The organism is Kaistia dalseonensis (genome assembly GCF_030814715.1).
GTDB lineage: Bacteria > Pseudomonadota > Alphaproteobacteria > Rhizobiales > Kaistiaceae > Kaistia > Kaistia dalseonensis.
Genome location: NZ_JAUSVO010000001.1, coordinates 797880 through 821193 on the forward strand (window position 1 = coordinate 797880; position 23314 = coordinate 821193).

The following is a 23314-nucleotide window of genomic DNA, read 5'->3' on the forward strand; positions in this document are numbered from 1 at the left end:
GCGGCCTGACCGTCGACAAGGGTTTCCCAATGGCATTCGATCTCATCGTCAAGAACGCGACACTTCCCGATGGGAGGACCGGCCAGGACATTGCCGTTGCCGCGGGCAAGATCGTGGCGATCGAACCCGGCATCGCCGCCGAGGCCGGCAGGGTGATCGATGCCGCCGCGCAACTGGTGGCGCCACCCTTCGTCGATTGCCATTTCCACATGGATGCGACCCTGTCGCTCGGCATGCCGCGCATGAACCAGTCCGGCACGCTGCTGGAGGGCATCGCGCTCTGGGGCGAACTGAAGCCGCTGCTGACGCATGAAGCGGTGATCGAGCGGGCGCTGCGCTATTGCGATCTCGCCGTCAGCCAGGGCCTGCTGGCCGTGCGCAGCCATGTCGATATCTGCGACGATCGACTGCTCGCCGTCGAGGCGCTGATCGAGGTGCGGGAGAAGGTGAAGCCCTATCTCGACCTGCAGCTCGTGGCTTTCCCGCAGGATGGCTATTACCGCTTTCCGACCTCGGTGAAGAACCTTGAGCGCGCGCTCGATATGGGCGTCGATGTCGTTGGCGGCATCCCGCATTTCGAGCGCACCATGGCCGACGGCGCTGCCTCGGTCCGGGCGCTCTGCGAGATCGGTGCCGAGCGCGGACTGATGGTCGACCTGCACTGCGACGAATCGGATGACCCGCTGTCGCGCCATATCGAGACGCTGGCTGCCGAAACGCAGCGTCTCGGCCTCGCCGGTCGCGTCACCGGTTCGCACCTGACTTCCATGCACTCGATGGACAATTACTACGTCTCGAAGCTGCTGCCCCTGATGAAGGAAGCGGGTGTCTTCGCGATCGCCAATCCGCTGATCAACATCACCCTTCAGGGCCGGCACGATACCTATCCGCGCCGGCGTGGCCTGACCCGCATCCCGGAAATGCGCGCGATGGGCATTCCCGTTGCGCTCGGCCAGGATTGTTGCATGGACCCCTGGTACGGGCTCGGATCCGGCGACATGCTCGAAGTCGCGCATATGGGCGTCCACGCCGTGCCGATGACGAGCCGCGAGGCGATCCGCTGGGCGTTCGAGGCGGTCACGACGATCCCGGCGCAGCTGATGGGGCTGGAAGGCTATGGACTCGCTGTGGGAAAGAACGCCGATTTCGTCCTGCTGCAGGCGGCGGATACGATCGAGGCAATCCGCATGCGCGCCGCGCGCCTCGCGGTCATCCGCCGCGGCAAGGTCATCGCGGAGACCGCGCCGCGCGTCGCGCAACTGGCGCTCGAGGGCCGACCCGCTCTTGTTGATCCATCGCATTACGCGCCAAGGGCGGCCAACTAGTCTGATTGCGAGGGAATCGGCAGCTCCGCCTTGCTCCCGTCAAAAGGGTCGCTAACTTAAGAGCATGAGCCGCTTCCGCATTCTCTCCTATAATGTTCACAGCTGTATCGGTATCGACAAGCAGCATTCACCCGATCGTATCGCGCGGGTGATCGCGAGCTGTTCGCCCGATATTGTCGCCCTGCAGGAGATCGACGTCGGTCGCGAACGCACGGGCGGCGTTGATCAGGCCCATATGCTGGCCTCCATGCTGGGCATGAAGGCGCATTTCAATGCGTCGACCCATGTCGGGCCGGAGCGCTATGGCGATGCCATCCTGACGGCGCTGCCGATCTCCATGCGGCGGACCGGCCAGTTGCCGGGCTTTCATGACCGCATCAAGGTGGAGCCGCGTGGGGCGCTCTGGGCGTCGATCGAAGTGGGCAACCGCAGCGTCCAGGTCGTCAACACCCATCTCGGCGTCTGGCCGCATGAACAGATGCTGCAGCTCTCGACGTTGCTGGGGCCGGACTGGCTCGGCCATCCCGATTGTCACGATCCGGTGGTGTTCCTGGGGGACTTCAACGCGCCGCCCGGTCTTTCGCCCTATCGGCGCCTCGCTTCGGAATTCACCGATGTGCAGAAGGTCTGGGGCGAACGGAAGGCCAAGCCGACCTTCCCGGGCCGCATGCCGACCTTGCGCATCGATCATGTCTGGCTGAGGGGCCGGGCCGATATCGAGAATGTCGAGGTTGTCCGGACGCCACTGGCGCGCGTTGCGTCGGACCATCTGCCGCTCGTCGTGGATCTCGATATCCATGCCGGCGCCACACGCCAGCACGGCAAGCCACGTCCGGCCCACGTCGGGGGCTGAGCGTCGGTCTCAGTCCTTGCGATACATCCAGCGGACCCAGCGCGGCCCATGCGATTGCGGCCGGTCTGCCCGGCGCGCGGGCCGTGGAGCGTCGATGCTGAACCGGCTGAGATCGGCGATCAGGTCGTCATAACGCGTCAGGCCGGACCGGTTCATGTGCGACAGCATCAGCGCACCCGCCGCAAAGGTCGAGCCGATATCCAGCGTCCGTCTGCCCAGAGAGGGCTTATGCTCGTAACGTGCCATGGAAATATCCTGCCACTGCGCCGGACGTTCAAGTCTTGAGACTTGTTGTTCGTTCCGCCGGCAAGCCTTGCCCTTCTATCAATATAGCGCGATCGCACACGAAGTGTGAATCAATGTTGCGAATCGTTGCTTCATTCCAAAGCAGGGTCAGGGCAGCCGCAGAATGCGGCACGCGGCTCCGATGGCGGCGGGCGGCGCGAAGGGCTCGCGGATGATCAGGCAGCCCGCCTCGGCGAACGTCGACAGCATCGAGCTGTCCTGCCGCGCGAAGGCCGTGGCGATACGACGACCATCCGGCTCTTCTGAGAGTGTCGCGCGGACATAGTCCTGCCGGCGGTCATTGGCCTGCATCGGTGCCCCAAGCTCGGCCGTCTCGGTACGGTCGATCGGCGGCAGGCCCAGCAGTGCCTCGATCAGCGGGCGAAGGAAAAGCAGGGCGCAAACGAGGCTCGAGACCGGATTACCGGGGAGGCCCAGGACGCGCATCGGCCCAAGCCGGCCGAAGATCAGGGGCTTGCCAGGGCGCATGGCGATTTTCCAGAAGCCGAGCGTCATCCCACGGCTGGCAAGAACCTCCTGGGCGAAATCATGATCGCCCACGGAAGCGCCGCCGAGCGTCACCAATATATCGGCGCCCTCCAGCACGGCGCGGTCCACCGCCGCGGCGAAAGCGCTGCGATCGTCGGGCACGATGCCGAGATCGATCGGCAGGCCACCGAGCGAGCGCACCAGCGCCTCGATGCCGAAGGTGTTGGAGGCGACGATGCGGTCTGGAGGCGCGTCGGCGCCGGGCGGCACGAGCTCGTCGCCGGTGGCGATGATCGCAACGCGCGGTTCGCGACGAACCGGCACAGCCGCATGGTTCATGGCGGCCGCGAGTGTCATCTGGCGCATGCCGAGGCGGGTGCCGGCATCCACCATCACGCGCCCTTCGACGAAATCGAGACCGCGAGCCCTGACATGCTGTCGGGGACGCACGACCTCCTTCGCGACGAGCGCGCCATCCTCCGCGATGGAGGCGTCCTCCTGCAACAGGATCGAATCGGCGCCCTCTGGCAACGCGGCGCCGGTGAAGATGCGCACCGCCTGGCCTGCTTCGACCCGCCCGGCAAAGGCATGGCCGGCCGGCGCTGCGCCGATCACCGCCAGTTCGGCCGGCAGCGTGGCGACATCGGCGGCGCGAACGGCATAGCCATCCATGGCCGAGACGTCGAAGGGCGGCTGCGTGCGCTTGGCTGCGAGCGGCGTCGCCAGCACGCGGCCGAACGCTTCGGCGAGCGATACGGTGTCGCTTTCGACCGGTTCGACATCAGCCAGCACCCGGGCAAGGGCCTCGGCGACGGGAAGAAGTGCGCTCACTGGCCTTCTCCGATGCCGCCGGCGCTCCATGTGCCGGAGCGGCCGCCGGTCTTTTCGAGCAGCCTGATCGGCCCGATGCTCATGCCGCGGTCGACGGCCTTGGCCATGTCGTAGATTGTGAGGCAGGCGACCGACACCGCCGTCAGCGCCTCCATTTCGACGCCCGTACGATCGGCGACCTTGGTCATCGCGCGCACTCGAAGTCCGGGCAGCGAGGGGTCGGCGTCGATGTCGACGGTCACCTTGGCGAGCATGATCGGATGACAGAGGGGGATCAGCTCATGCGTCTTCTTCGCCGCCATGATGCCGGCGATTCGCGCCGTCGCCAGCACGTCCCCCTTGGCGGCGAGGCCGGATGTGATCAGGTCGAGCGTCGCCGCAGCCATGGTGACGGCGCCTTCGGCGATCGCCGTTCTGCTGGTCACCGCCTTTTTGGAGACATCGACCATATGGGCGGCGCCGGTCTCGTCGAGATGGGTGAGGCGAGGGGGCATGGTTTCGTCCTTCCGCATCGGGCTCGTCGCGGGATCAGGCCGTGATCGCCTGCCGCGCGTCTCGATCCTGCGGCCGGGCGACCGCATCTGATGAGGTTCAATAGAAAACCGCGACGCCCGGCGCCACTATTCTCTTTCGTGTCAGCTTGATGCCAGCGATGCGGAATATGACCGCCATGCAATCGAGGGACGTCGGCGCGGCGCGGCACGCCGCTTGTATGGTCGCTCATAGCTGCTTACACTTAGGGTCAACAAGGCACGCGATGAGCTGCGCGCCGGGCTGTTTCGCCCGAGCCGACGCGGCCAAAGGATTTGATGTGACGAACACGGGCGAGGATCCGCGAGATGCGGATTCCACTGCGCCCGCCAATGGCGCGCAGCCTCCGGGCCGCAGCCATGTCGGGACGGTCGAGACGTCCGGCGCGCCACATGGGGCGACCGGGCAGCCGGCCAAGAAGAAGGGGCGCCGCCGCAAGAAGAGGCGGCCCGTCTATGCGAACGCGAATGGCGGCGCAGGGCAGGGTGCGAACGGCGCAGGACGCTCGGCCCCGCACGGGAAAGCTGCGCGTCCTGCGCAGCCGACCCGATCCGGCCCTCCCCCGCGACCAGACCGGCAGCGCGGTGATCCGCCGAACAGTCCCGCTCGCGGCGAGAACGCGGGCGCTAATGGTCATGCCGTCTCGAATGTCCATGCGGTCGGGCCGGCGCCGATTCGCCGCGGCGATAATCCCGTCCAGGACGGTCCGGACCGCCTCTACGCGGCGCTGGATCTTGGCACCAATAATTGCCGGTTGCTGATCGCGCAGCCCCGTGACCGGGGTTTCCGTGTCGTCGATGCGTTTTCGCGGATCGTCAGGCTCGGTGAAGGCGTCGGCAAGAGCGGGCGTCTCGGCGAGGCGGCGATGGACCGTGCCGTCGATGCGCTGCGCATCTGCCGCTCCAAGCTCGCCGATCGTGGCGTGATGCGCACGCGGCTGATCGCGACCGAGGCGTGCCGCGCGGCGGAGAATGGCGAGCTCTTCCTCGAGCGCGTCCGTGTCGAGACGGGGCTGGCGCTGGAGATCGTCTCGCGCGAGACCGAGGCGCGGCTGGCCGTATCGGGCTGCGCATCACTGATCGATCCGAATACGAGCGGCGCGCTGCTATTCGATATTGGCGGCGGCTCCTCGGAACTCGTCTGGATCGACCTGACGCGGACGCCGGAGCGCAATCGTCGCCGCATGTCCGATCGCATCCGGACATGGGCGTCGCTGCCCGTTGGCGTCGTGACGCTCTCCGAGCGCCATGGCGGCGAGCGGGTCACGCCGGCCGTGTTCGAGGCCATGGTCGCCGAAGTGACCGAGATGCTGCTCGTCTTCCCCGAGGCTGCCGCGCTCGACCAGGCGGTGGCCGGCGGTAATCTGCACATGCTCGGAACGTCCGGCACGGTCACGACGCTCGCGGGCGTTCATCTGGGCCTGCCGCGCTATGACCGTCGCAAGGTGGACGGCACCTGGATGACGGCCGACGAGGTCAACCAGATGATGACCATCATCACGGGCATGGACTATGAAGCGCGCATCGCCAATCCCTGCATCGGCAAGGAGCGGGCGGATCTCGTTCTGGCGGGCTGCGCCATTCTCGAGGCGATCCGGCGCCGCTGGCCCTGCCAGCGGCTGCGTGTCGCCGATCGCGGCCTTCGCGAAGGCATTCTGGTGGAAATGATGGCGGAGGATGGCGTTTGGCGCCGCCAGCCGCCGAGACAGGGGGGACGGCCCTCATGACCGGTATCAAGGGAAAAGGTCCGGGCGGCCGCGAGCTGACGGTTAAGGTCAAGACCTCGCGCGGGCGCACGGCATCATCGCAGCGCTGGCTCGAACGGCAGCTGAACGATCCCTATGTCGCGCGCTCGAAACGCGAGGGCTATCGCTCCCGCGCGGCCTACAAGCTGATCGAGATCGACGACAAGCATCATATTCTGGCGCCCGGCATGCGCGTGGTCGATCTGGGCTCCGCGCCCGGCGGCTGGTGCCAGGTCGCCGTCGACCGCGTGAAGTCGACCGACGAGCGCAAGCTGGTGGTTGCTATCGACTATCTCGAAATGGACCAGCTTCCGGGCGTGATCCTGTTCCAGAAGGATTTTCTGGACGAGGACGCGCCGGGGCTTCTGAAGGATGCGCTTGGGGGCCCGGCGGATGTCGTGCTCTCCGATATGGCGGCGCCCACGACGGGCCACCAGCAGACCGACCATCTGCGCACCACCTATCTCTCGGAGGTCGCCGTCGATTTCGCGCTCGACGTATTGAAGCCCGGCGGTCACTTCCTGACCAAGGTGTTTCGCGGTGGCGCCGAGAACCAGGTGTTGCAGACGCTGAAGCGCAGCTTCGCCAGCACCTATCACATCAAGCCGCCAGCGAGCCGGGCCGGCTCGGTGGAGCTCTTCCTGCTCGCCAAGGGCTTCAAGGGCCGCGCGAAACTCGACCCGCGCGACCAGGCTGCGGCCGAGGACGAGGGCGACGAGCAGGAGAGCTGGCGTCCCTGAGGCGCGCCTTTTTCCTGCACGGGCGTTGGTTCATCCCTATCCGTTGAACCCACGGATCGCTCTGTAGCGTCAGGCCCGCTCGCGCATCGCCGTGACCGGGTCGGGTGCCAGGTTCTTGCGCGGCCGCCCGGACATTTCCTCGCCCGCGTCGCGCGGCATCCTGATGAAGAAGATCGCCGAGCACATCGAGATCACGCCGATGGCGATGAAGGCCGGGCGGAAGGTCGAGACATCGATGACGCCGCCGGATGCGTTCAGGCTGAGCTCCAGCGCGATGGCGCCAATCGACACGCCGATCGACATGGAGAGCTGCTGAAAGACGCTGGTCATGCTCGTGGCGCGGCTCATGCGTGCCTGCGGCACGTCGGCGAAGGACAGCGCGTTGGCGCTGGTGAATTGCAGCGAGCGGAAGAAGCCGCCGACAAAAAGCAGCCCTGTGATCAGATGCATGGGCGTGCCGATCGAGAAGGCAGCCGGCACCGCCACGAAGAAGGCCGCGATGAAGGAGTTCGCGATCAGCACCGTGCGGAAGCCGAAACGGCGCAACAGCGGCGGCGCGACGAACTTCATCGCAATGGCGCCGATGGCCGAGACGAAAGTGATCGATCCGGACTGGAACGGCGTCAGCCCGTAGCCGAGCTGCAGCATCAGCGGCAGCAGGAAGGGCAGGGCGCCGATGCCGATTCGGAAGAGCAGGCCGCCGATGACGCTCGCCGAGAAGCTCGGAATGGCGAAGAGCGACAGATCGAGGATCGGCGCCGGAACGCGGCGGCTATAGATCACATAGGTGACGAGCAGCGCCGCGCCGGAGAAGAGCAGCGTGAGCACGATCGGCCAGGGCATCAGGTTGAGGCCGAGCGAGGTCGAGCCGGTGATGAAGCCGGCCAGCCCGAAGCTCGACAGCAGAAAGCCGATGAAGTCGAACTTGACGCGTTCCTCGCCATGGATGTCGGGAATGAAGAGCGTGGCGAGGACGACGCCGAGCACGCCGATCGGCACGTTGATCCAGAAGATCCAGCGCCATTCGAAATAGGTCGTGATGAAGCCGCCGAGCGGCGGGCCGACCACCGGGCCGATCAGCGCCGGCACGGTCAGCCAGGCGAGCGCGCCGACCAGCTCCGATTTCGCGACCGATTTCAGGATGACCAGCCGGCCGACCGGCACCATCATCGCGCCGCCAATGCCCTGCAGCACGCGGGAAGCGACCAGCTCGCCGATCGAATGCGACAGGCCGCAGCTGATGGAGCCGGCCGTGAAGAGGATGATGGCAAGGCGGAAGATGGTCCGTGCGCCGAAGCGATCGGCGAGCCAGCCCGAGGCCGGAATGAAGATTGCGATCGTCAGCAGATAGGACGTTAGCGCCAGCTTGAGCTTGATCGGGCTCGTGTCGAAATCCCGCGCGATCGCCGGGAGCGAGGTCGAGAGAACCGTCGAGTCGAGGTTCTCCATGAACAGGGCGCAGGCGACGATCAAGGGGAGGAGGATACGATCAGGCAGCAGGCGGGCAGGCATGGGGATCGATTCCGGCGCGGGCGACGGGTCCGCGAACACGGTCTCGTCTGGATGGTCTTGCTGCCGATCGCGAGCGGGGCGGAAGCCGACGGCGAGCGGAAAATACTGCAGCCTTACGATAGATCAAGCGGCGTGACCGTTCGGCACGCAGTTGTGATCGCGCTCCGATATGCCGCTCGAAAGGCCCGGAAAACAAGATTTCGATTGGCCGCGCGGAATGGCGAGGGTATGACCGACCACCTTCCGGCCGGGCCGGAGGTTCCCGCATGTCGGGACGAGAGAAGAAAGAACACCAGATGACGACCGAACCCCTCGACGAAATCCTCATCGAACAGCTCATCGCGGACCGTATCGACGCCCGCCGCGCCAAGGATTTTGCGAAGGCGGATTCGATTCGGAAGACGCTCGACGCCATGGGTCTCATTATTATCGACGGCAAGGACGAAGCCACCGGAGAATTCTGGACGACCTGGGACGTAAAGCCGAAAGACGAGACGCCATGACGCGCGCACGACTGACACTCTTCGATACAACACTGCGCGATGGCGCCCAGACCAACGGCGTCGATTTTTCCGTCGAGGACAAGGTCCTCATCGCGGGCCTGCTCGATGAACTGGGCCTCGACTATGTCGAGGGGGGATATCCCGGCGCCAACCCGACGGATACGCGCTTCTTCTCCGAGAAGCGGACCGAGCGGGCGCGGTTCACCGCCTTCGGCATGACGAAGCGTGCCGGCGTCAGCCTCTCCAACGATCCCGGTGTCAACACGCTGCTCGCCGCCCAGTCGGATGCGGTGTGTTTCGTCGCCAAGAGCTGGGACCACCAGGTCAAGGTGGCGCTCGGCGCGACGCTGGAGGAGAACCTCGAGGGCATTCGCCAGTCCGTTGCGGCGGCGATCGCCGCCGGCAAGGAGGCGCTGGTCGATTGCGAGCACTTCTTCGATGGCTACAAGGCGAATCCGGATTATGCGATCGCTTGCGCGCGGACGGCCTATGAGGCCGGGGCGCGCTGGATCGTGCTTTGCGACACCAATGGCGGCAGTCAGCCAGCCGAGGTCGAGGCGATCGTCCGCGCGGTGAGCGTCGACGTGCCGGGCAGCCATCTCGGCATTCACGCCCATAACGATACCGAGCAGGCGGTGGCGAATTCGCTCGCCGCCGTGCGCGGTGGCGCCCGCCAGATCCAGGGCACGCTGAACGGCATCGGCGAGCGGTGTGGCAATGCGAACCTGACCTCGATCATCCCGACGCTGCTGCTGAAGCCCATCTATGCGCAGGCCTATGAGATCGGCGTGACGCTGGAGGCGCTGAAGGGCCTGACGGCGCTGTCGCGGCGGTTCGACGAGATCGTGAACCGCGCGCCGAACCGCCAGGCGCCCTATGTCGGCGCCTCGGCTTTCGCCACGAAGGCCGGTATCCACGCGTCCGCCATTGCCAAGGAGACGAGCTCCTACGAGCATGTCGAGCCTGAATCGGTCGGCAACCACCGCCGCGTACTCGTGTCCGACCAGGCCGGCCGCAGCAACCTGCTGGCCGAACTCGCCCGTCTCGGCATTCCCGTCGACAAGTCGGACCGGCGGCTCGATATGCTGCTCGCCGAGGTGAAGGAGCGCGAGGCCATCGGCTACTCTTATGAGGGCGCGGACGCTTCGTTCGAATTGCTGGCGCGGCGCACGCTCGGCAATGTGCCGGATTTCTTCACTGTGGAGAGCTTCCACGTCACCGTGGAGCGGCGGCTGAACGCGCTTGGCAAGATGGTGTCGGTGTCGGAAGCAGTCGTTAAGCTGATCGTCGGCGGCGAGCGGCTCCTGACCGTCGCCGAGGGCAATGGCCCGGTCAACGCGCTCGATCGCGCGCTGCGCAAGGATCTCGGCGTCTATCAGGACGTGATCGCCGATCTCGAACTGGTCGACTACAAGGTGCGCATCCTGAATGGCGGCACCGAGGCCGTGACGCGCGTGCTGATCGAGAGCCGTGATTCGTCAGGCGACAGCTGGTCGACGATCGGCGTCTCGGAAAACGTCGTCGACGCCTCGTTCGAGGCGCTGATCGATTCGATCGTCTACACGCTGATCAGGAAAGGTGTTGCGCCAAATTAGGCACACTGTCTGTATGGATCGGAAAGGCGTAAAATAAGTCGGTCCGGCCGGGTGAGCCGGACCGATGGGAGGAAGCAGCATGACAATGTTTGCTATCGCCGTACCGATCGAGCGCGGAAAAATGGCGCATTTCGAAGACTTCATCGGCAAGCTGAATGGAGAGCGCAAGGCCGAGTTCGTTGCAAGCCGCAAGAAGCGCGGCGTCCGCGAGCGAGCCTTTCATCAGCACACGCCGATGGGAGACTTCGTCATCGTGACGCTGGAGGGTGATGATCCCGCGGGCGCCTTTGCGAAATTCGGAGCGGGCGACGATCCGTTCACGAAATGGTTCAGCGCCGAGGTCGCGTCCATCCACGGCTTGGATCTGAGCGCGCCGCCGCCAGGGCCACTGCCCCGACTGGTGATCGACTCGGGCGCCTGAAGATCACGGTGACGGCGCGGCGGGCCGGTCCGCCGCGCCGTCCGATCAGAGATCTGCGATGGGGATCGATGCGGGTTCCGTCGCCTTGTGCTTGGCGGGCGGCGCGCTTGTCGCTGCCCGCAGCTTCGGGACGATGTCCTCTACACGGTCGGCCACGAGATAACTGACCTCGAAGCCGTTGCGGATGAAGCCCTCATCGGCCATGTGGCGCAGCAGGCTGACCAGCGGGTCCCAGAAACCGTTGATATTGGCGAGAAGCACCGGCTTCTTGTGCTGACCGAGCTGGGCCCAGGTCATCATCTCGACCAGTTCCTCCAGCGTGCCGATACCGCCCGGCAGCGCCACGAAGGCGTCCGAGCGCTCGAACATGGCCCGCTTGCGCTCGTGCATGTCGCCGGTCACGACGAGCTCATGCGCGGTGTCGAGCATGACTTCGCGCTCTTTCAGGAACTGCGGAATGATGCCCGTGACGTGGCCGCCTGCCGCCATGACCGAGCGGGCCATGATTCCCATCAGGCCGATCGAGCCGCCGCCATAGACGAGACCGATGCCGGCAGCGCCCATGGAGCGACCGAGGCGCTCCGCCTCGGCGGCATAAATCGGATCGCCGCCCGCTGAGGAACCGCAATAGACGCAAATCGATGAAAGAGCTGTCATAGAGCTTTCCTCGCATCCGCAGCACGCATCGTCAAGCACCCGGTAACCACGCTTGCAGGCAGGGGAATCAGCCGTTTCTGCGCCTTGTCGCGCTGCGGAATCCGCGTATAACAAGTTGGTGATCACCGCAAAATGCACCGCATCAAGGTGCTGGCGAAGAAGTTGGCAGCCCGCAGGGCAGCGGATGCGGATAGACGCACCGTTACGAGGGACAGGTTTGATCGTCGATGGCTGAGCAGACACCACCCGGTCCGAAAACATCCGGCCGGATTGCCGGGATAATCGCGATCGTTGTCCTCGTCGTCGGCGGATATTATGGCCTGATCGCCAAGCCGGCTTCGAAGTCGGATGCGACCGTGGCCGACGCCGAGAAGGCCGCTGTTCCTGAAGCCGCGCCGCAGTCGAGCGCGCCGGCCGCATCGACTGATGCCGCTCCTTCCAGCGCCGATGGCCAGGCGAAGCCGACCGAATCTGCGTCAGCCGTGCCGTCTGCGAGCCCGACCGGCGAGAGCGCCAAGGCAGGCGAGGCTCCCAAGGTCGGCGAGAATGCCAATTCCGGCGAGACCGTGAAGACTGGCCCCACCTTCGATGTCGTTCGCGTCGAACCCTCGGGCGAAACCGTCGTTGCCGGCCTTGCCGACCCGAAGGCCAAGGTTGAGGTGCTGGACGGGTCCGCGCCGATCGGCGAGACCAAGGCCAATGAGCGCGGCGAGTGGGCGATCGCGATCGATAAGCCGCTGGCGCCCGGGACGCATGATCTCTCGATCCGCGCGACATCGCCGGATGGCAAGACCGAATCATTCTCCGGCCAGCGCGTGGCCGTCGAGGTCGCGAAGCCTGGCGATGGCGAGCCGCTCGTGGTCCTGAACGAGCCGGACGCGCCGAGCCGCGTATTGCAGAAGCCGGCAGCCGAGCCCACGCCGCAGGTGGCCGAGCAGATCGCTCCGCCGGCAGGCGAGGGCGCCGCGCCCGGCACGACGGCCGACAATCAGACCGCCGAAACGACGCCGGCTCCGGGCGCTGCCGGCTCAGATGCCTCTGGCCAAACGAAGACCGCCACGGCCCAGGCGAACACGACGCCGGCGCCTGATGGTGCCGCGGCGAGCGCGGGCGCCAATGGTGCCGCGACCACGGCCCAGTCCGGTGCCGCTTCGGCTCCCGCCGCGCCCGCGACGGGTGAAACCGCCACAGCCGAAAACAAGCCCGCGCCGACGACCGGCACAGACGTTGCCACCACGCCGCGCGTGACCGTCGACGCGGTCGAGTTCGAGGACGGCAAGCTCTACATTGCGGGCTCTGCGGCGACCGGCCAGACCGTACGCATCTATGTCGACGGCACGCTGGTCGGCGAGGCGAAGCCGGGCGTCGGTGGCCGTTGGCTCCTGGAAGTCTCCCGCGCCGTCAGCCCCGGCCGGCACAATGTCCGCGTCGATCAGGTCGAGGAGGGCACGGGGCAGGTCATCGTCCGCGCCGAAGTGCCGTTCGATCGCACGGAAGACGTTGCAGCACTCGCCCCGGTGACGACGGCTGGCAGCGGTTCGGGCGGCGCCAATGCCTCCGGCGACGTGCCGGCGCCGCAATCGGTGATTATCCGCCGCGGTGACAATCTCTGGCGGATTTCGCGCCGCCTCTATGGCCGTGGCGTTCGCTTCTCGACCATCTACGAGGCGAACAACGACCAGATCCGCGATCCGCATTGGATCTATCCGGGGCAAATCTTTGTGCTTCCGGCCGGTGATACGGGCTGGACGAACTGAACTCGACACCCCATCTGCAATAAAATGGCGCGTCAGCGCCGGTTGACCCGCGTCGCGGCCCTCCGCGGCGCGGTTTCGTCTTGAGGCCTCCTTGCCGGGAGCCCGCCGTCCCGCGACTGGGGGAATGAAGAATGAGTGCGCCCACAAGCACCGCGCCCGCGAATGCAGCATCCACGAGCGGTACGCCGAAGATTCCGATCAATCCCAAGGCTGCGCTGCAGGACGAGGCGACGGCCTTTTCCACGGTCAAGCGCCTCTGGCCCTATATCTGGCCGCGCGATCGCAACGATCTGAAGGTCCGCGTCGTTGCTGCCCTGGTGGTGCTGGTCTTCGCCAAGGTCATCACCGTCCTGATCCCGTTCCTCTACAAATGGGCGACCAACGCGCTGGTTGGCCCGGACGCGCTCAAGGAGCCAGCGACGGTCTCGCTGATCCTGACGGTCCCGGTCATGCTGATCATCGCCTGGGGCTTCGGCCGCGTGCTGCTGACCGCCTTCAACCAGCTGCGTGACGCGCTGTTTGCCCGTGTGAGCGAATATGCGATCCGCAAGCTCGGCCACCGCGCCTTCGTGCATATGCATCGCCTGTCGCTGCGCTTCCACCTTCAGCGCCGCACGGGTGGCCTGTCGCGGACGATGGATCACGGCATGAAGGGCGTCGACGCCATCGTCGACCACATCATCCTGAATACCTTCCCGACCCTGCTCGAGTTCATCCTCGCGGCCGTCGTCATCGCCTATCAGTTTGATCTCGCTTATCTCGGCGTGATCACGGTGACGATCGTCGCCTATGTCTGGTTCACCGTGGTGGCTTCGAACTGGCGCATCGCGATCCGCCGCGACATGAACGCCTCCGATACAGAGGCGAATGCCAAGGCCGTCGATTCTCTGCTGAACTACGAGACCGTCAAATATTTCGGCAATGAGGAGATGGAGGCGCGGCGCTACGACCAGTCGCTGGAGCGCTATGAAGAGGCCTCGATCAAGACCTGGACGTCGCTCGCCTGGCTGAACCTCGGCCAGACCGTGATCTTCACACTCGGCATGACGACCTGCATGGTGATGTCGGGCATGGCGATCATGCGCGGAACGCAGTCGATCGGCGATTTCGTCATGATCAACGCGCTGCTGATCCAGCTCTCCTTCCCGCTCAATTTCATCGGCACGATCTATCGCGAGCTGAAGCAGGGGCTGGCTGATGTGGAAGCCATGTTCCAGCTTCTCGACGTGCCGGAAGAGGTCCAGGACAAGCCGGGCGCACCTGCGCTGGTGGTCAAGGAAGGCGCCGTTCGTTTCGAGGACGTGACGTTCGCCTATGACCCGGCCCGCGCGATCTTGAAGGGCATCAGCTTCGAGGTGCCCGCCGGCAAGACGGTGGCGATCGTCGGCCCCTCGGGGGCCGGAAAGTCGACCATCTCGCGGCTGATGTTCCGCTTCTATGACGTGACGAGTGGGCGCATCACGATCGACGGCGTCGATATCCGCGATGTGCAGCAGAAGAGCGTGCGCGCCGTCATCGGCATGGTGCCGCAGGATACCGTGCTCTTCAACGAGACCATCGCCTACAACATCCGCTATGGCCGGCCGGATGCCACGGACGCCGAGATGCGCGAGGCAGCGCGCATGGCGCAGATCGGCCCCTTCATCGAGACGCTGCCGGACGGCTTCGACACGGAAGTGGGCGAGCGCGGCCTCAAGCTTTCGGGTGGCGAGAAGCAGCGTGTCGCGATCGCGCGCACGATCCTGAAGGCACCGCCGATTCTCGTCCTCGACGAGGCGACCTCGGCACTCGACACGCATACGGAGCGCGAGATCCAGGGTGCGCTCGACCGTGTCTCCGCCGGGCGCACCACGCTCGTGATCGCCCACCGCCTGTCGACGGTGGTCAATGCCGACGAGATCATCGTGCTCGAGGCGGGGCAGATCAAGGAACGCGGCCGACATGACGTGCTGATGGCCCAGGGCGGCCTCTATGCGTCGATGTGGAACCGCCAGCGCGAGGCGGCCGAGGCTGCCGAGCGCCTGCGCCAGGTGCAGGAGACCGATACGCTCGGCATCGTCAAGCGCGGGCCTAAGGCCGAATTGGAGGCGATCGGCTGAGGCACGCTGCCGCCCTGCCTGTGCAAAGGCTCGCCGGAACGGAGGATTGCCGGAGTTTGCCCCGCCAATCTGTCCGGCGCGGCCGGTCCGGCGCTTCACAGACCCGCCGTTCCATGGTTTACCGATGCGCCGCATTCACATGGAGGCAGGGCGAAGCATGGATTCTGTGCTGAAATCGATCCGGGGATCCTTCGTCCCGATTCACCGCGAAGGCTATCCGTTCATTGCGATTCTGGCATTCGCATCGCTCTTCCTGGGCTGGCTCTGGGGGCCGCTCTTCTGGATCGGCCTGCTTCTGACGGCGTGGTGCGTCTATTTCTTCCGCGATCCGCCGCGTGTGACGCCGCTTGGCGCCGATCTCGTGATCAGCCCGGCCGACGGACGCGTGTCGTCGGTGGCACCGGCCGTTCCCCCGCCGGAGCTGGGCCTTGGCGCATCGCCGCGCATGCGCATCTCGGTCTTCATGAACGTCTTCAATTGCCATGTGAACCGCGCGCCCGTCGGCGGCCGCGTTCGCAAGATTGCCTACAAGCCCGGCCGGTTCCTGAATGCCGAGCTCGACAAGGCGAGCGAGGACAATGAGCGCAATGGCCTCCTGATCGAGAGCGCCATTGGGGTCGTTGGCGTCGTGCAGATCGCTGGTCTCGTGGCGCGCCGCATCGTCTGCTTCTCGCGCGAGGGCGAGGAGCTCGCGCCCGGGCAGCGTTTCGGCCTGATCCGCTTTGGGTCCCGGCTCGATGTCTATCTGCCGGAAGGCGCCTATCCGCTCGTCTCGGAGGGCCAGACGGCCATTGCCGGCGAATCGGTGCTGGCGCGCTTCGGCGGCCCGGCGATCGATCGCGCGGCGCGGGTCGATTAAATGGAGACCCTGTTTCCGCCCTTCGACCCGGATGACGGCAATCGGCCACGCCTGAGGCAGGTCCGCCAGATCCCCATCCGGATGATCCTGCCCAATCTGATCACGCTGCTCGGCCTTTGCGCAGGGCTGACCGCGATCCGCATGTCGATCGAGGCGCGCTATGGCGAGGCGATCGCCATGATCGTCATCGCAGCGGTGCTCGACGCCGTCGATGGCCGCGTCGCACGGCTCTTGCGCTCGACATCGCGTTTCGGCGCCGAGCTCGACTCGTTGGCCGATTTCGTCAATTTCGGCGTCGCCCCGGCCATCATGCTTTACGTCTGGACGCTCGACGAGGCACGCTCGCTCGGCTGGATCGCCGCGCTCGTCTTCGCGATCTGCGGTGCCCTGCGGCTGGCGCGGTTCAACGTCGCGCTGGATGGGCCGAAGAAGCCGGACTGGCAGCAGGATTTCTTCACCGGCGTTCCGGCGCCGGCCGGCGCGCTGATCGTCTTGTTGCCCGTCTATCTCGAAAATCTGGACGTTCCGAATGGCCGCTTCACCGTGCCGATCGTGCTCGTCTACACGATTGCCGTGGGGCTCCTGATGGTGAGCCGTCTGCCGACCTGGTCGGGCAAGAAGTTCAGCGCCAGAGTGCCGCGCGAGATCGTGCTGCCGCTCTTCGTCGTGGTCGTCGTGCTGGCGGCGTCGCTTCTGAGCTATCCGTGGCATGTGCTCGCCGGCGGCGCGATCGCCTATCTGATCGCCCTGCCCATCGGCTGGCGGGCATGGCAGAAGCTCAGCCGCAGTCACCCGGCCCCGTCGGCGAGCCCGCATCGGGCCGCGGACTGAGTCAACCCGCGCCTGCCGTCAGCGCATCGTGGATAGGTCCTGCCCGATGACGTAGGGCCAGTGCTCAAGGTCGCCGAGCATGCTGATCTCCGTCCGCCCGCGGATTTCGCGGATCAGCTTGCTGCGGATCGCGTCGGAAAAATCATCGATATGAAGGACGGGCTGGACGAAGGCGCCGGGTCCTCCGATGACGTCGTCCTGGAAATAGCGCACCAGCATCTCCGGCGGCAGTTCTTCCTCCGCGGCGGTCAGATTGAGGCCGACGTCCCGATAGGCGATCGGCAGCCCGTTGATGGTGATGCCTTTCGCGAGCACACTCTGCCTGGCGAGTTCCAGCGGCCGGCCATTGTTGCTCACGCCGTCACCTGAAAGGTCGATGGCCTGGCGGGCGCCGTGAATGCCGTTTCCCTCGAAGAGTGAAGCCGACCTGATCAGCGCGTCGCCAATGGCCGTGCCGCGTGCCAGCCGTCCCGGCACGCGCCGCTCCAGATCGCCGGCAAAGGCATAGGCGGACGCCTTATCCTCGATCACTCGCCACGGCGTCACGACGACCTGACGATCGACACCGCCCCATTCGACGAAGGTTACCGCGATGCGACCGTGCGGCCCCCCGGTGATGGCGCCGATCACCTCCGGATCGCGAAAGGCTTCGACAAAGCCCTGCTGCTGCAGGCGTCGCTCATGGACGTCCATGGAAACCGAAACATCGGCCGCGATGACGAGTTCGAGATCGACGATCGCTCCGCTTGCTGCACTCGCCGCATGAGCCCGTGCTGCAAATGCGAAGAGTCCAAAGCATATCGCAAGCGCTTCGATGGAGTAATGGACAGCATTGGAGAGACGGCGCTGCATTTCCGATACTCGCCCAGTACTTCCAAGCGTGTCCGCTCGCGGTAAGGAACGTATGACTTACCGTCACAATACACGCAAAAGGCGATATTGGAAATGTCGTGCGAGTATTGCTCGAATTGGTGCATTCGAGGGCGAGGAAAAACCGACACTCTATCGCGGCAAGTTCGGTTGCCTGACTTTATTCACGGCGTGCTTTCGGCCCGTTCATTCGGGCTGCGGGCCGCAACTTTGGATTGAGCGCGTCAGGGAGCGGCGTGGCCAATGCCTCGTCAGAACAGGCCGCCGAGCAAGAGGTCGCCAGTGTCCTGGCGATCGCAAATCACGTTTGGCCGAATGCAGCGCCCGGTCAGGCGCGCTGGCCCGCGACAGCGCGGGCGCGCTCTTCGAAGGGGGCATTCGGGAAGGCGTCGCGCAACGAGCGGAGCGCATCGGCGCCGGTGGTCGGCGCCATCAGTTCGAGCACACGACGCATCTGGGCAATCTGCAGGTCGAGCGCGGCCATGAAGCGGGGATCGTCCGCCGGAAGCGTCGCGACCTGGAACTCTCTCGGCACGGCCTGCATGTCTGTCCTCCTTGGACGGTTGGCAGCGCGTCGATGGCTACCAATCGATTAAAGTTTGATCCATGAAGGTTAACGTCGCGTAAATCGCGAGGGCGCGGCGTCATGTCGTTCGGCCGCTCTTGTCCGCGCGCCTGCTCTCTGATGCAGTAGCGGTTCATTCCGAAAACGACCTGCATCCAGACAGAGAGCTTGATGACGATGACGACCCCGTACCCGCGCGACCTGATCGGCTATGGCCGGAACACGCCCGATCCGAAATGGCCGGGCGGGGCCAATGTCGCCGTGCAGTTCGTCGTCAATTACGAGGAAGGCGGCGAGAGCAACATCCTCGACGGCGACAAGGCGTCCGAATCGCTTCTCTCCGAGATCGTCGGCTCCCAGCCCTGGCCGGGTCAGCGCAATCTCAACATGGAATCGATCTATGAATATGGCTCCCGCGCCGGCTTCTGGCGGCTCTGGCGCCTGTTCGAAAGCCGCAAGATTCCGGTGACCTGCTACGGCGTGACACTCGCCATGGCGCGCAATCCGGACGCGGTTGCCGCCATGAAGGAAGCGGACTGGGAACTGGCGAGCCACGGGCTGCGCTGGCTCGAATACAAGGACTTCCCGGAGGAGGAAGAGCGGCGCCACATCATGGAGGCGATCCGTCTTCACACCGAAATCGCCGGATCGCGTCCGCTGGGCTTCTACCAGGGCAAGCCCTCCGACAATACGCTGAAGATCCTGATGGAGGAGGGCGGTTTCCTCTATACCTCAGATAGTTATGCCGATGATCTCCCCTATTGGGTTGAAGGACCGAACGGGCCGCACCTGATCATCCCCTATACGCTCGAGGCGAATGACATGCGCTTTGCCACGCCGCAGGGCTTCAATTCGGGCGATCAGTTCTTCACCTATCTGAAAGACACCTTCGACGTCCTCTATCAGGAGGGCGAGGAGGGCTCGCCGAAGATGATGAGCGTCGGCCTGCATTGCCGTCTCGTTGGTCGCCCCGGACGCGCCGCGGCCCTTGCCCGCTTCGTCGACTATGTCGCGTCGAAGGAGAAGGTCTGGATCCCGCGCCGGATCGACATCGCCTGGCATTGGCACGCCCACCACAAGCCGGCGTGAACAGGCTAATCGCAGCTTTCCTTGATTCGGCGGCAATCGGCTTGTACTTCCCTTGGTCATGGGAAAAGCGCTGATTCCGCCGTCGGGCGGCGACATTGAGAGCATCAACCTTCGCGAGGCGCTCGAGGAGCGCTATCTCGCTTATGCGCTGTCGACGATCATGCATCGGGCATTGCCCGATGCGCGCGACGGGCTGAAGCCGGTTCATCGCCGCATCCTCTATGCGATGCGGCAACTCCGGCTTGATCCGAATACGGGCTTCAAGAAGTCCGCCCGTGTCGTCGGCGACGTCATCGGCAAGTATCACCCGCATGGCGACCAGTCCGTCTATGATGCGCTGGTCCGCCTGGCGCAGGATTTCGCCGTTCGCTTTCCGCTCGTCGACGGGCAGGGCAATTTCGGCAACATAGACGGCGATGGCGCCGCCGCGATGCGCTACACCGAAGCGCGGATGACCGAGGTCGCGGCGCTGCTGCTCGAAGGCATCGACGAGAACGCCGTCGATTTCCGCGAGACCTATGACGGCGAAGAGCGCGAACCGATCGTGCTCCCCGGCAATTTCCCGAACCTGCTCGCCAATGGTTCTTCCGGCATTGCCGTCGGCATGGCGACCTCGATCCCGCCGCATAATGTGGCGGAGATCTGCGACGCGGCGCTTCTTTTGATCAAGCAGCCCGATGCGCCGGTCGAGGAACTGGTCAAGCACATTCAGGGCCCGGACTTCCCGACTGGCGGACTGATCGTCGAGAGCCGTTCGTCCATTCTCGAATCCTACCGGACGGGCAGGGGCGGTTTCCGCGTCCGCGCGCGCTGGCATGTCGAGGATCAGGGCCGCGGCACCTATCTGATCGTCGTGACCGAGATCCCGTATCAGGTGCAGAAATCGCGCCTGATCGAGAAACTGGCCGAACTGGTCCAGACGCGCCGCGTACCCTTGCTCGCCGATGTCCGCGACGAATCCACCGAGGATGTCCGCATCGTGCTGGAGCCGCGTGCGCGCACCGTCGATGCGGCGCTGCTCATGGAATCGCTCTTCAAGATGAGCGATCTGGAAAGCCGCATCTCGCTCAACATGAACGTCCTCTCCAAGGGCGTCGTGCCGAAGGTGATGAGCCTTGGCGAGGTGCTGCGCGAATGGCTCGACCATCGGCGCGAAGTCCTGCTGCGCCGTTCCGAGTTCCGCCTGGATCAGATCCGCCGCCGGCTGGAGATCCTCGGCGGCTACATCATCGCTTATCTCAATCTCGACGAGGTGATCCGGATCATCCGCGAGGAGGATGAGCCGAAGGCCGAACTGATGCGGACCTTCGAGCTCACCGACGTGCAGGCCGAGGCGATCCTCAACATGAGGCTGCGCTCCCTGCGCAAGCTCGAGGAGATGGAGCTTCGCCGCGAGCATGCGAACCTCTCCGAGGAGATGGCGCAGATCGAGGCGTTGCTCGCATCCGAGCCGAAACAATGGCAGACCATCGCCTGGCAGATCGGCGAGATCCGCAAGACGTTCGGCCCGGAGACACCGCTCGGCAAGCGCCGCTCGGGCTTTGCCGACGCGCCCGAGCACGACGTGGCCGATATCCAGCAATCGATGATCGAGCGCGAGCCGATCACCGTGATCGTCTCGGAGAAGGGCTGGATTCGTGCGCTGAAGGGCCATGTCAGCGATTTCGCTACGCTGACGTTCAAGACCGACGACCAGCTCAAGATCGCGCTCCACGCGGAGACGACGGACAAGCTGCTGGTGTTCTCGACCGGCGGCAAGTTCTACACGCTCGGCGCCGACAAGCTGCCGGGCGGCCGCGGCCATGGCGAGCCGATCCGCCTGATGGTCGACATGGAAAACGACCAGGACATCGTCACGGTCTTCGTGCACAAGCCCGGCCGCAAGCTGCTGCTCGCTTCCACCGAGGGGCGTGGCTTCGTCGTGCCCGAGACCGAGGTGATCGCCAATACGCGCAAGGGCAAGCAGGTCCTGAACGTCGACGGCACCGAGGAAGCGAAGCTCTGCGTCGAGGCCGCGGGCGATCTGGTCGCCGTCATCGGCGAGAACCGCAAATTCCTGATCTTCCCGCTCGAGCAGATCCCGGAAATGACGCGCGGCAAGGGTGTTCGCCTCCAGCGCTACAAGGATGGCGGCCCGGCCGACATTCGCGTCTTCACGCGGGCGGACGGCCTGACATGGGTCGATTCGTCGGGCCGCAACTACACGCGCACAGCGGAAGAGTTGAAGGACTTCATCGCCGAGCGCGGCCAGGCAGGCCGCCTGCCGCCGGATCGTTTCCCGAAGTCCAACAGCTTCGGCACGCCGCCGCTCTGAATCTCGATGGGCGTCAGGAACTATCTGATCGAGGGTGTTTCCGGGTCCGGCAAGACATCGGTTGCATCAGAACTGCAACGGCGCGGCCATCATGTCGTCCATGGCGACCGCGAACTGGCCTATCAGGGCGATCCGGAAACGGGCGAGCCGCTCAGTTCTGCCGCGCGTGACGGATCAGGCGGCGATGTCGCCTTCGAACACAGGCATCATATTTGGGATGTCGACAAGGTCCGGTCGCTGGTTGCGGATCAGAGCCATCCGATCACGTTCTTCTGCGGTGGCTCCCGGAACTTCCATCGCTTCATCGGCTGGTTCGACGATGTCTTCGTCCTCAGCATTGACCCCGACACATTGGAAAGCCGGCTGGCCGACCGACCGCATGATGAGTTTGGCGGCACGCCGGAGCAGCGAGCATTCATCCGGCTGTTGCACGGGGCGCAGGACAACGTGCCGGCAACTGCGACGGCCATCGACGCGACCGCCCCGCTGATGAGCGTCGTCGATGACATCCTCTCAAGGTGTCGGCGTGGCCTGTGACGAATAGCCGGCGAGGGTTTTGCTGGCATCGGCAGGGTGGTGCCTGACCGGCCCGATCCGCCGGCTGTTTCAACACCCGTAATCACGCTGCGCGGGGAGTCGTCGCAGAGACCAATCCGAGCCTGATATTTTCAGGGCATCGGTTCCCAGCCCCGGGCGCCGAGATGCTCCTGCGGCTGGAAGCGCGCCTTGTAGCCCATCTTGCGCGAGCCGTTCACCCAATAGCCGAGATAGACATAGGGCAGGCCCATCTTCCGGGCGCGGGTGATGTGATCGAGGATCATCATCGTGCCGAGCGAGCGATCGAGATAGTCCGGCTCGTAGAACGAATAGACCATCGACAGCCCGTCTGAGAGCAGATCGGTGAGGGCGGTCGCGATCAGCGGCCCGTCGCCCTGCCCCGTGATGGCTGAATCCGGTCCGCGGAAGCGATACTCGACGAGCATGGTGTCGACATGCGTGTCCTCGACCATCATCGCATAGTCGAGCACCGTCATGTCGGCCATGCCGCCATCGGAATGGCGCGCGTCGAGATAGGCGCGGAAAAGCGAATACTGCTCGGAGGTGGGGGCGGGATCGACCCGCGTGCCGACTAGGTCGCGGTTCTTCTCGATGATGCGCCGGAAGCCCTTGGTGACGATGAAGCGCTCGACGGGAACGCGCACCGAGACGCAGGCCTTGCACGTCTCGCAGGCTGGCCGATAGGCGATGTTCTGGCTGCGCCGGAAGCCGCCCTGCGTCAGGATTTCATTGAGCGCCGAGGCGCGATCGCCAACGAGATGCGTGAAGACCTTTCGCTCCATCTGCCCCGGGAGATAGGGGCAGGGGGATGGCGCGGTCAGGAAGAACTGCGGCGTCTCGGTCGAATGCTGTGTCATCAATCCGCTGGTCGACAGGCCTCAACTCT

Annotated in this window: 22 protein-coding genes; 14 read left to right on the top strand and 8 right to left on the bottom strand. The window is 65.1% G+C overall.

The genetic code is table 11. The features are described from left to right. Positions 1-29 precede the first annotated feature (29 nt). Entirely contained in the window at positions 30-1325 is a 1296-nt protein-coding gene (locus tag QO014_RS03615; RefSeq protein WP_266347272.1) for an amidohydrolase family protein, read from the top strand. 64 nt (positions 1326-1389) lie between these two features. After that, on the top strand, positions 1390-2178 hold the full coding sequence (locus tag QO014_RS03620; protein ID WP_266347273.1) for an endonuclease/exonuclease/phosphatase family protein: 789 nt from the start codon (positions 1390-1392) through the stop codon (positions 2176-2178). Positions 2179-2187: 9 nt separating this feature from the next. On the opposite strand, the gene QO014_RS03625 is transcribed toward QO014_RS03620, so the two are convergent. The 3 genes from QO014_RS03625 to moaC form a co-directional block, all read right to left on the bottom strand. Further along, positions 2188-2424 carry a hypothetical protein gene (locus tag QO014_RS03625; protein WP_266347274.1) on the bottom strand — a complete coding sequence of 79 codons (237 nt, stop codon included), beginning with the start codon at positions 2422-2424 and terminating at the stop codon, positions 2188-2190. Between the two features lie 147 nt (positions 2425-2571). Next, entirely contained in the window at positions 2572-3783 is a 1212-nt protein-coding gene (locus tag QO014_RS03630) for a molybdopterin molybdotransferase MoeA (RefSeq protein WP_266347275.1), read from the bottom strand. Then, positions 3780-4277 carry a cyclic pyranopterin monophosphate synthase MoaC gene (gene moaC / locus QO014_RS03635; protein WP_266347276.1) on the bottom strand — a complete coding sequence of 166 codons (498 nt, stop codon included), beginning with the start codon at positions 4275-4277 and terminating at the stop codon, positions 3780-3782. Before moaC ends, QO014_RS03630 begins: the two co-directional genes overlap by 4 nt. A 317-nt stretch (positions 4278-4594) precedes the next feature. On the opposite strand from moaC, the gene QO014_RS03640 reads away from it, so the two are divergent. Beyond that, positions 4595-6040, top strand: a complete 1446-nt coding sequence (locus QO014_RS03640) for a Ppx/GppA phosphatase family protein (RefSeq protein ID WP_266347277.1) — start codon at positions 4595-4597, stop codon at positions 6038-6040. Further along, complete coding sequence (locus QO014_RS03645; protein ID WP_266347278.1) at positions 6037-6798, top strand: RlmE family RNA methyltransferase; 762 nt, start codon at positions 6037-6039, stop codon at positions 6796-6798. Before QO014_RS03640 ends, QO014_RS03645 begins: the two co-directional genes overlap by 4 nt. A gap of 69 nt (positions 6799-6867) precedes the next feature. On the opposite strand, the gene QO014_RS03650 is transcribed toward QO014_RS03645, so the two are convergent. After that, on the bottom strand, positions 6868-8310 hold the full coding sequence (locus tag QO014_RS03650) for a DHA2 family efflux MFS transporter permease subunit (RefSeq protein ID WP_266347279.1): 1443 nt from the start codon (positions 8308-8310) through the stop codon (positions 6868-6870). A 266-nt stretch (positions 8311-8576) separates the two neighbouring features. Here QO014_RS03650 and QO014_RS03655 point away from each other — a divergent pair, with 266 nt between their 5' ends. The 3 genes from QO014_RS03655 to QO014_RS03665 all read left to right on the top strand — a co-directional run bounded on the left by QO014_RS03655 (position 8577) and on the right by QO014_RS03665 (position 10829). Then, entirely contained in the window at positions 8577-8813 is a 237-nt protein-coding gene (locus tag QO014_RS03655) for a CysS/YqeB C-terminal domain-containing protein (protein ID WP_266347280.1), read from the top strand. Beyond that, on the top strand, positions 8810-10408 hold the full coding sequence (cimA, locus tag QO014_RS03660; protein ID WP_266347281.1) for a citramalate synthase: 1599 nt from the start codon (positions 8810-8812) through the stop codon (positions 10406-10408). Before QO014_RS03655 ends, cimA begins: the two co-directional genes overlap by 4 nt. 121 nt (positions 10409-10529) lie before the next feature. Then, the gene (locus tag QO014_RS03665) at positions 10530-10829 is read left to right on the top strand and encodes a hypothetical protein (RefSeq protein ID WP_266347282.1); all 300 of its coding nucleotides are present in this window, start codon (positions 10530-10532) and stop codon (positions 10827-10829) included. A gap of 45 nt (positions 10830-10874) precedes the next feature. Here QO014_RS03665 and QO014_RS03670 read toward each other — a convergent pair whose 3' ends face one another. Beyond that, the gene (locus QO014_RS03670; protein ID WP_266347781.1) at positions 10875-11486 is read right to left on the bottom strand and encodes an LOG family protein; all 612 of its coding nucleotides are present in this window, start codon (positions 11484-11486) and stop codon (positions 10875-10877) included. Between the two features lie 227 nt (positions 11487-11713). Between QO014_RS03670 and QO014_RS03675 the strand changes: the two genes are divergently transcribed. The 4 genes from QO014_RS03675 to pssA all read left to right on the top strand — a co-directional run bounded on the left by QO014_RS03675 (position 11714) and on the right by pssA (position 17032). Then, complete coding sequence (locus QO014_RS03675; RefSeq protein WP_266347283.1) at positions 11714-13243, top strand: LysM peptidoglycan-binding domain-containing protein; 1530 nt, start codon at positions 11714-11716, stop codon at positions 13241-13243. Between the two features lie 131 nt (positions 13244-13374). After that, a complete protein-coding gene (locus QO014_RS03680) occupies positions 13375-15342 on the top strand; it encodes an ABCB family ABC transporter ATP-binding protein/permease (protein WP_266347284.1) in 1968 nt (655 codons plus the stop codon). A gap of 139 nt (positions 15343-15481) precedes the next feature. Continuing rightward, positions 15482-16201, top strand: coding sequence for a phosphatidylserine decarboxylase (locus QO014_RS03685; protein ID WP_266347782.1), 720 nt, complete (start codon positions 15482-15484; stop codon positions 16199-16201). Continuing rightward, entirely contained in the window at positions 16202-17032 is an 831-nt protein-coding gene (gene pssA / locus QO014_RS03690; RefSeq protein ID WP_266347285.1) for a CDP-diacylglycerol--serine O-phosphatidyltransferase, read from the top strand. Between the two features lie 18 nt (positions 17033-17050). On the opposite strand, the gene QO014_RS03695 is transcribed toward pssA, so the two are convergent. Both QO014_RS03695 and QO014_RS03700 read right to left on the bottom strand, forming a co-directional pair. Then, entirely contained in the window at positions 17051-17884 is an 834-nt protein-coding gene (locus QO014_RS03695) for a DUF1194 domain-containing protein (RefSeq protein ID WP_266347286.1), read from the bottom strand. A 346-nt stretch (positions 17885-18230) separates the two neighbouring features. After that, on the bottom strand, positions 18231-18446 hold the full coding sequence (locus QO014_RS03700) for a hypothetical protein (protein ID WP_266347287.1): 216 nt from the start codon (positions 18444-18446) through the stop codon (positions 18231-18233). Positions 18447-18644: 198 nt separating this feature from the next. On the opposite strand from QO014_RS03700, the gene puuE reads away from it, so the two are divergent. From puuE to QO014_RS03715, 3 genes are read left to right on the top strand one after another with little or no spacing between them, the layout of a single operon-like run. Further along, entirely contained in the window at positions 18645-19556 is a 912-nt protein-coding gene (puuE, locus tag QO014_RS03705) for an allantoinase PuuE (RefSeq protein WP_266347783.1), read from the top strand. 58 nt (positions 19557-19614) lie between these two features. After that, positions 19615-21870, top strand: a complete 2256-nt coding sequence (parC, locus tag QO014_RS03710) for a DNA topoisomerase IV subunit A (protein WP_266347784.1) — start codon at positions 19615-19617, stop codon at positions 21868-21870. Positions 21871-21876: 6 nt separating this feature from the next. Further along, positions 21877-22407 (top strand): ATP-binding protein, encoded by a 531-nt coding sequence (locus QO014_RS03715; protein ID WP_266347288.1) that lies wholly within the window; start codon positions 21877-21879, stop codon positions 22405-22407. Between the two features lie 131 nt (positions 22408-22538). Here QO014_RS03715 and QO014_RS03720 read toward each other — a convergent pair whose 3' ends face one another. Beyond that, positions 22539-23285 carry an arginyltransferase gene (locus tag QO014_RS03720; RefSeq protein WP_266347289.1) on the bottom strand — a complete coding sequence of 249 codons (747 nt, stop codon included), beginning with the start codon at positions 23283-23285 and terminating at the stop codon, positions 22539-22541. Between the last annotated feature and the right edge of the window lie 29 nt (positions 23286-23314).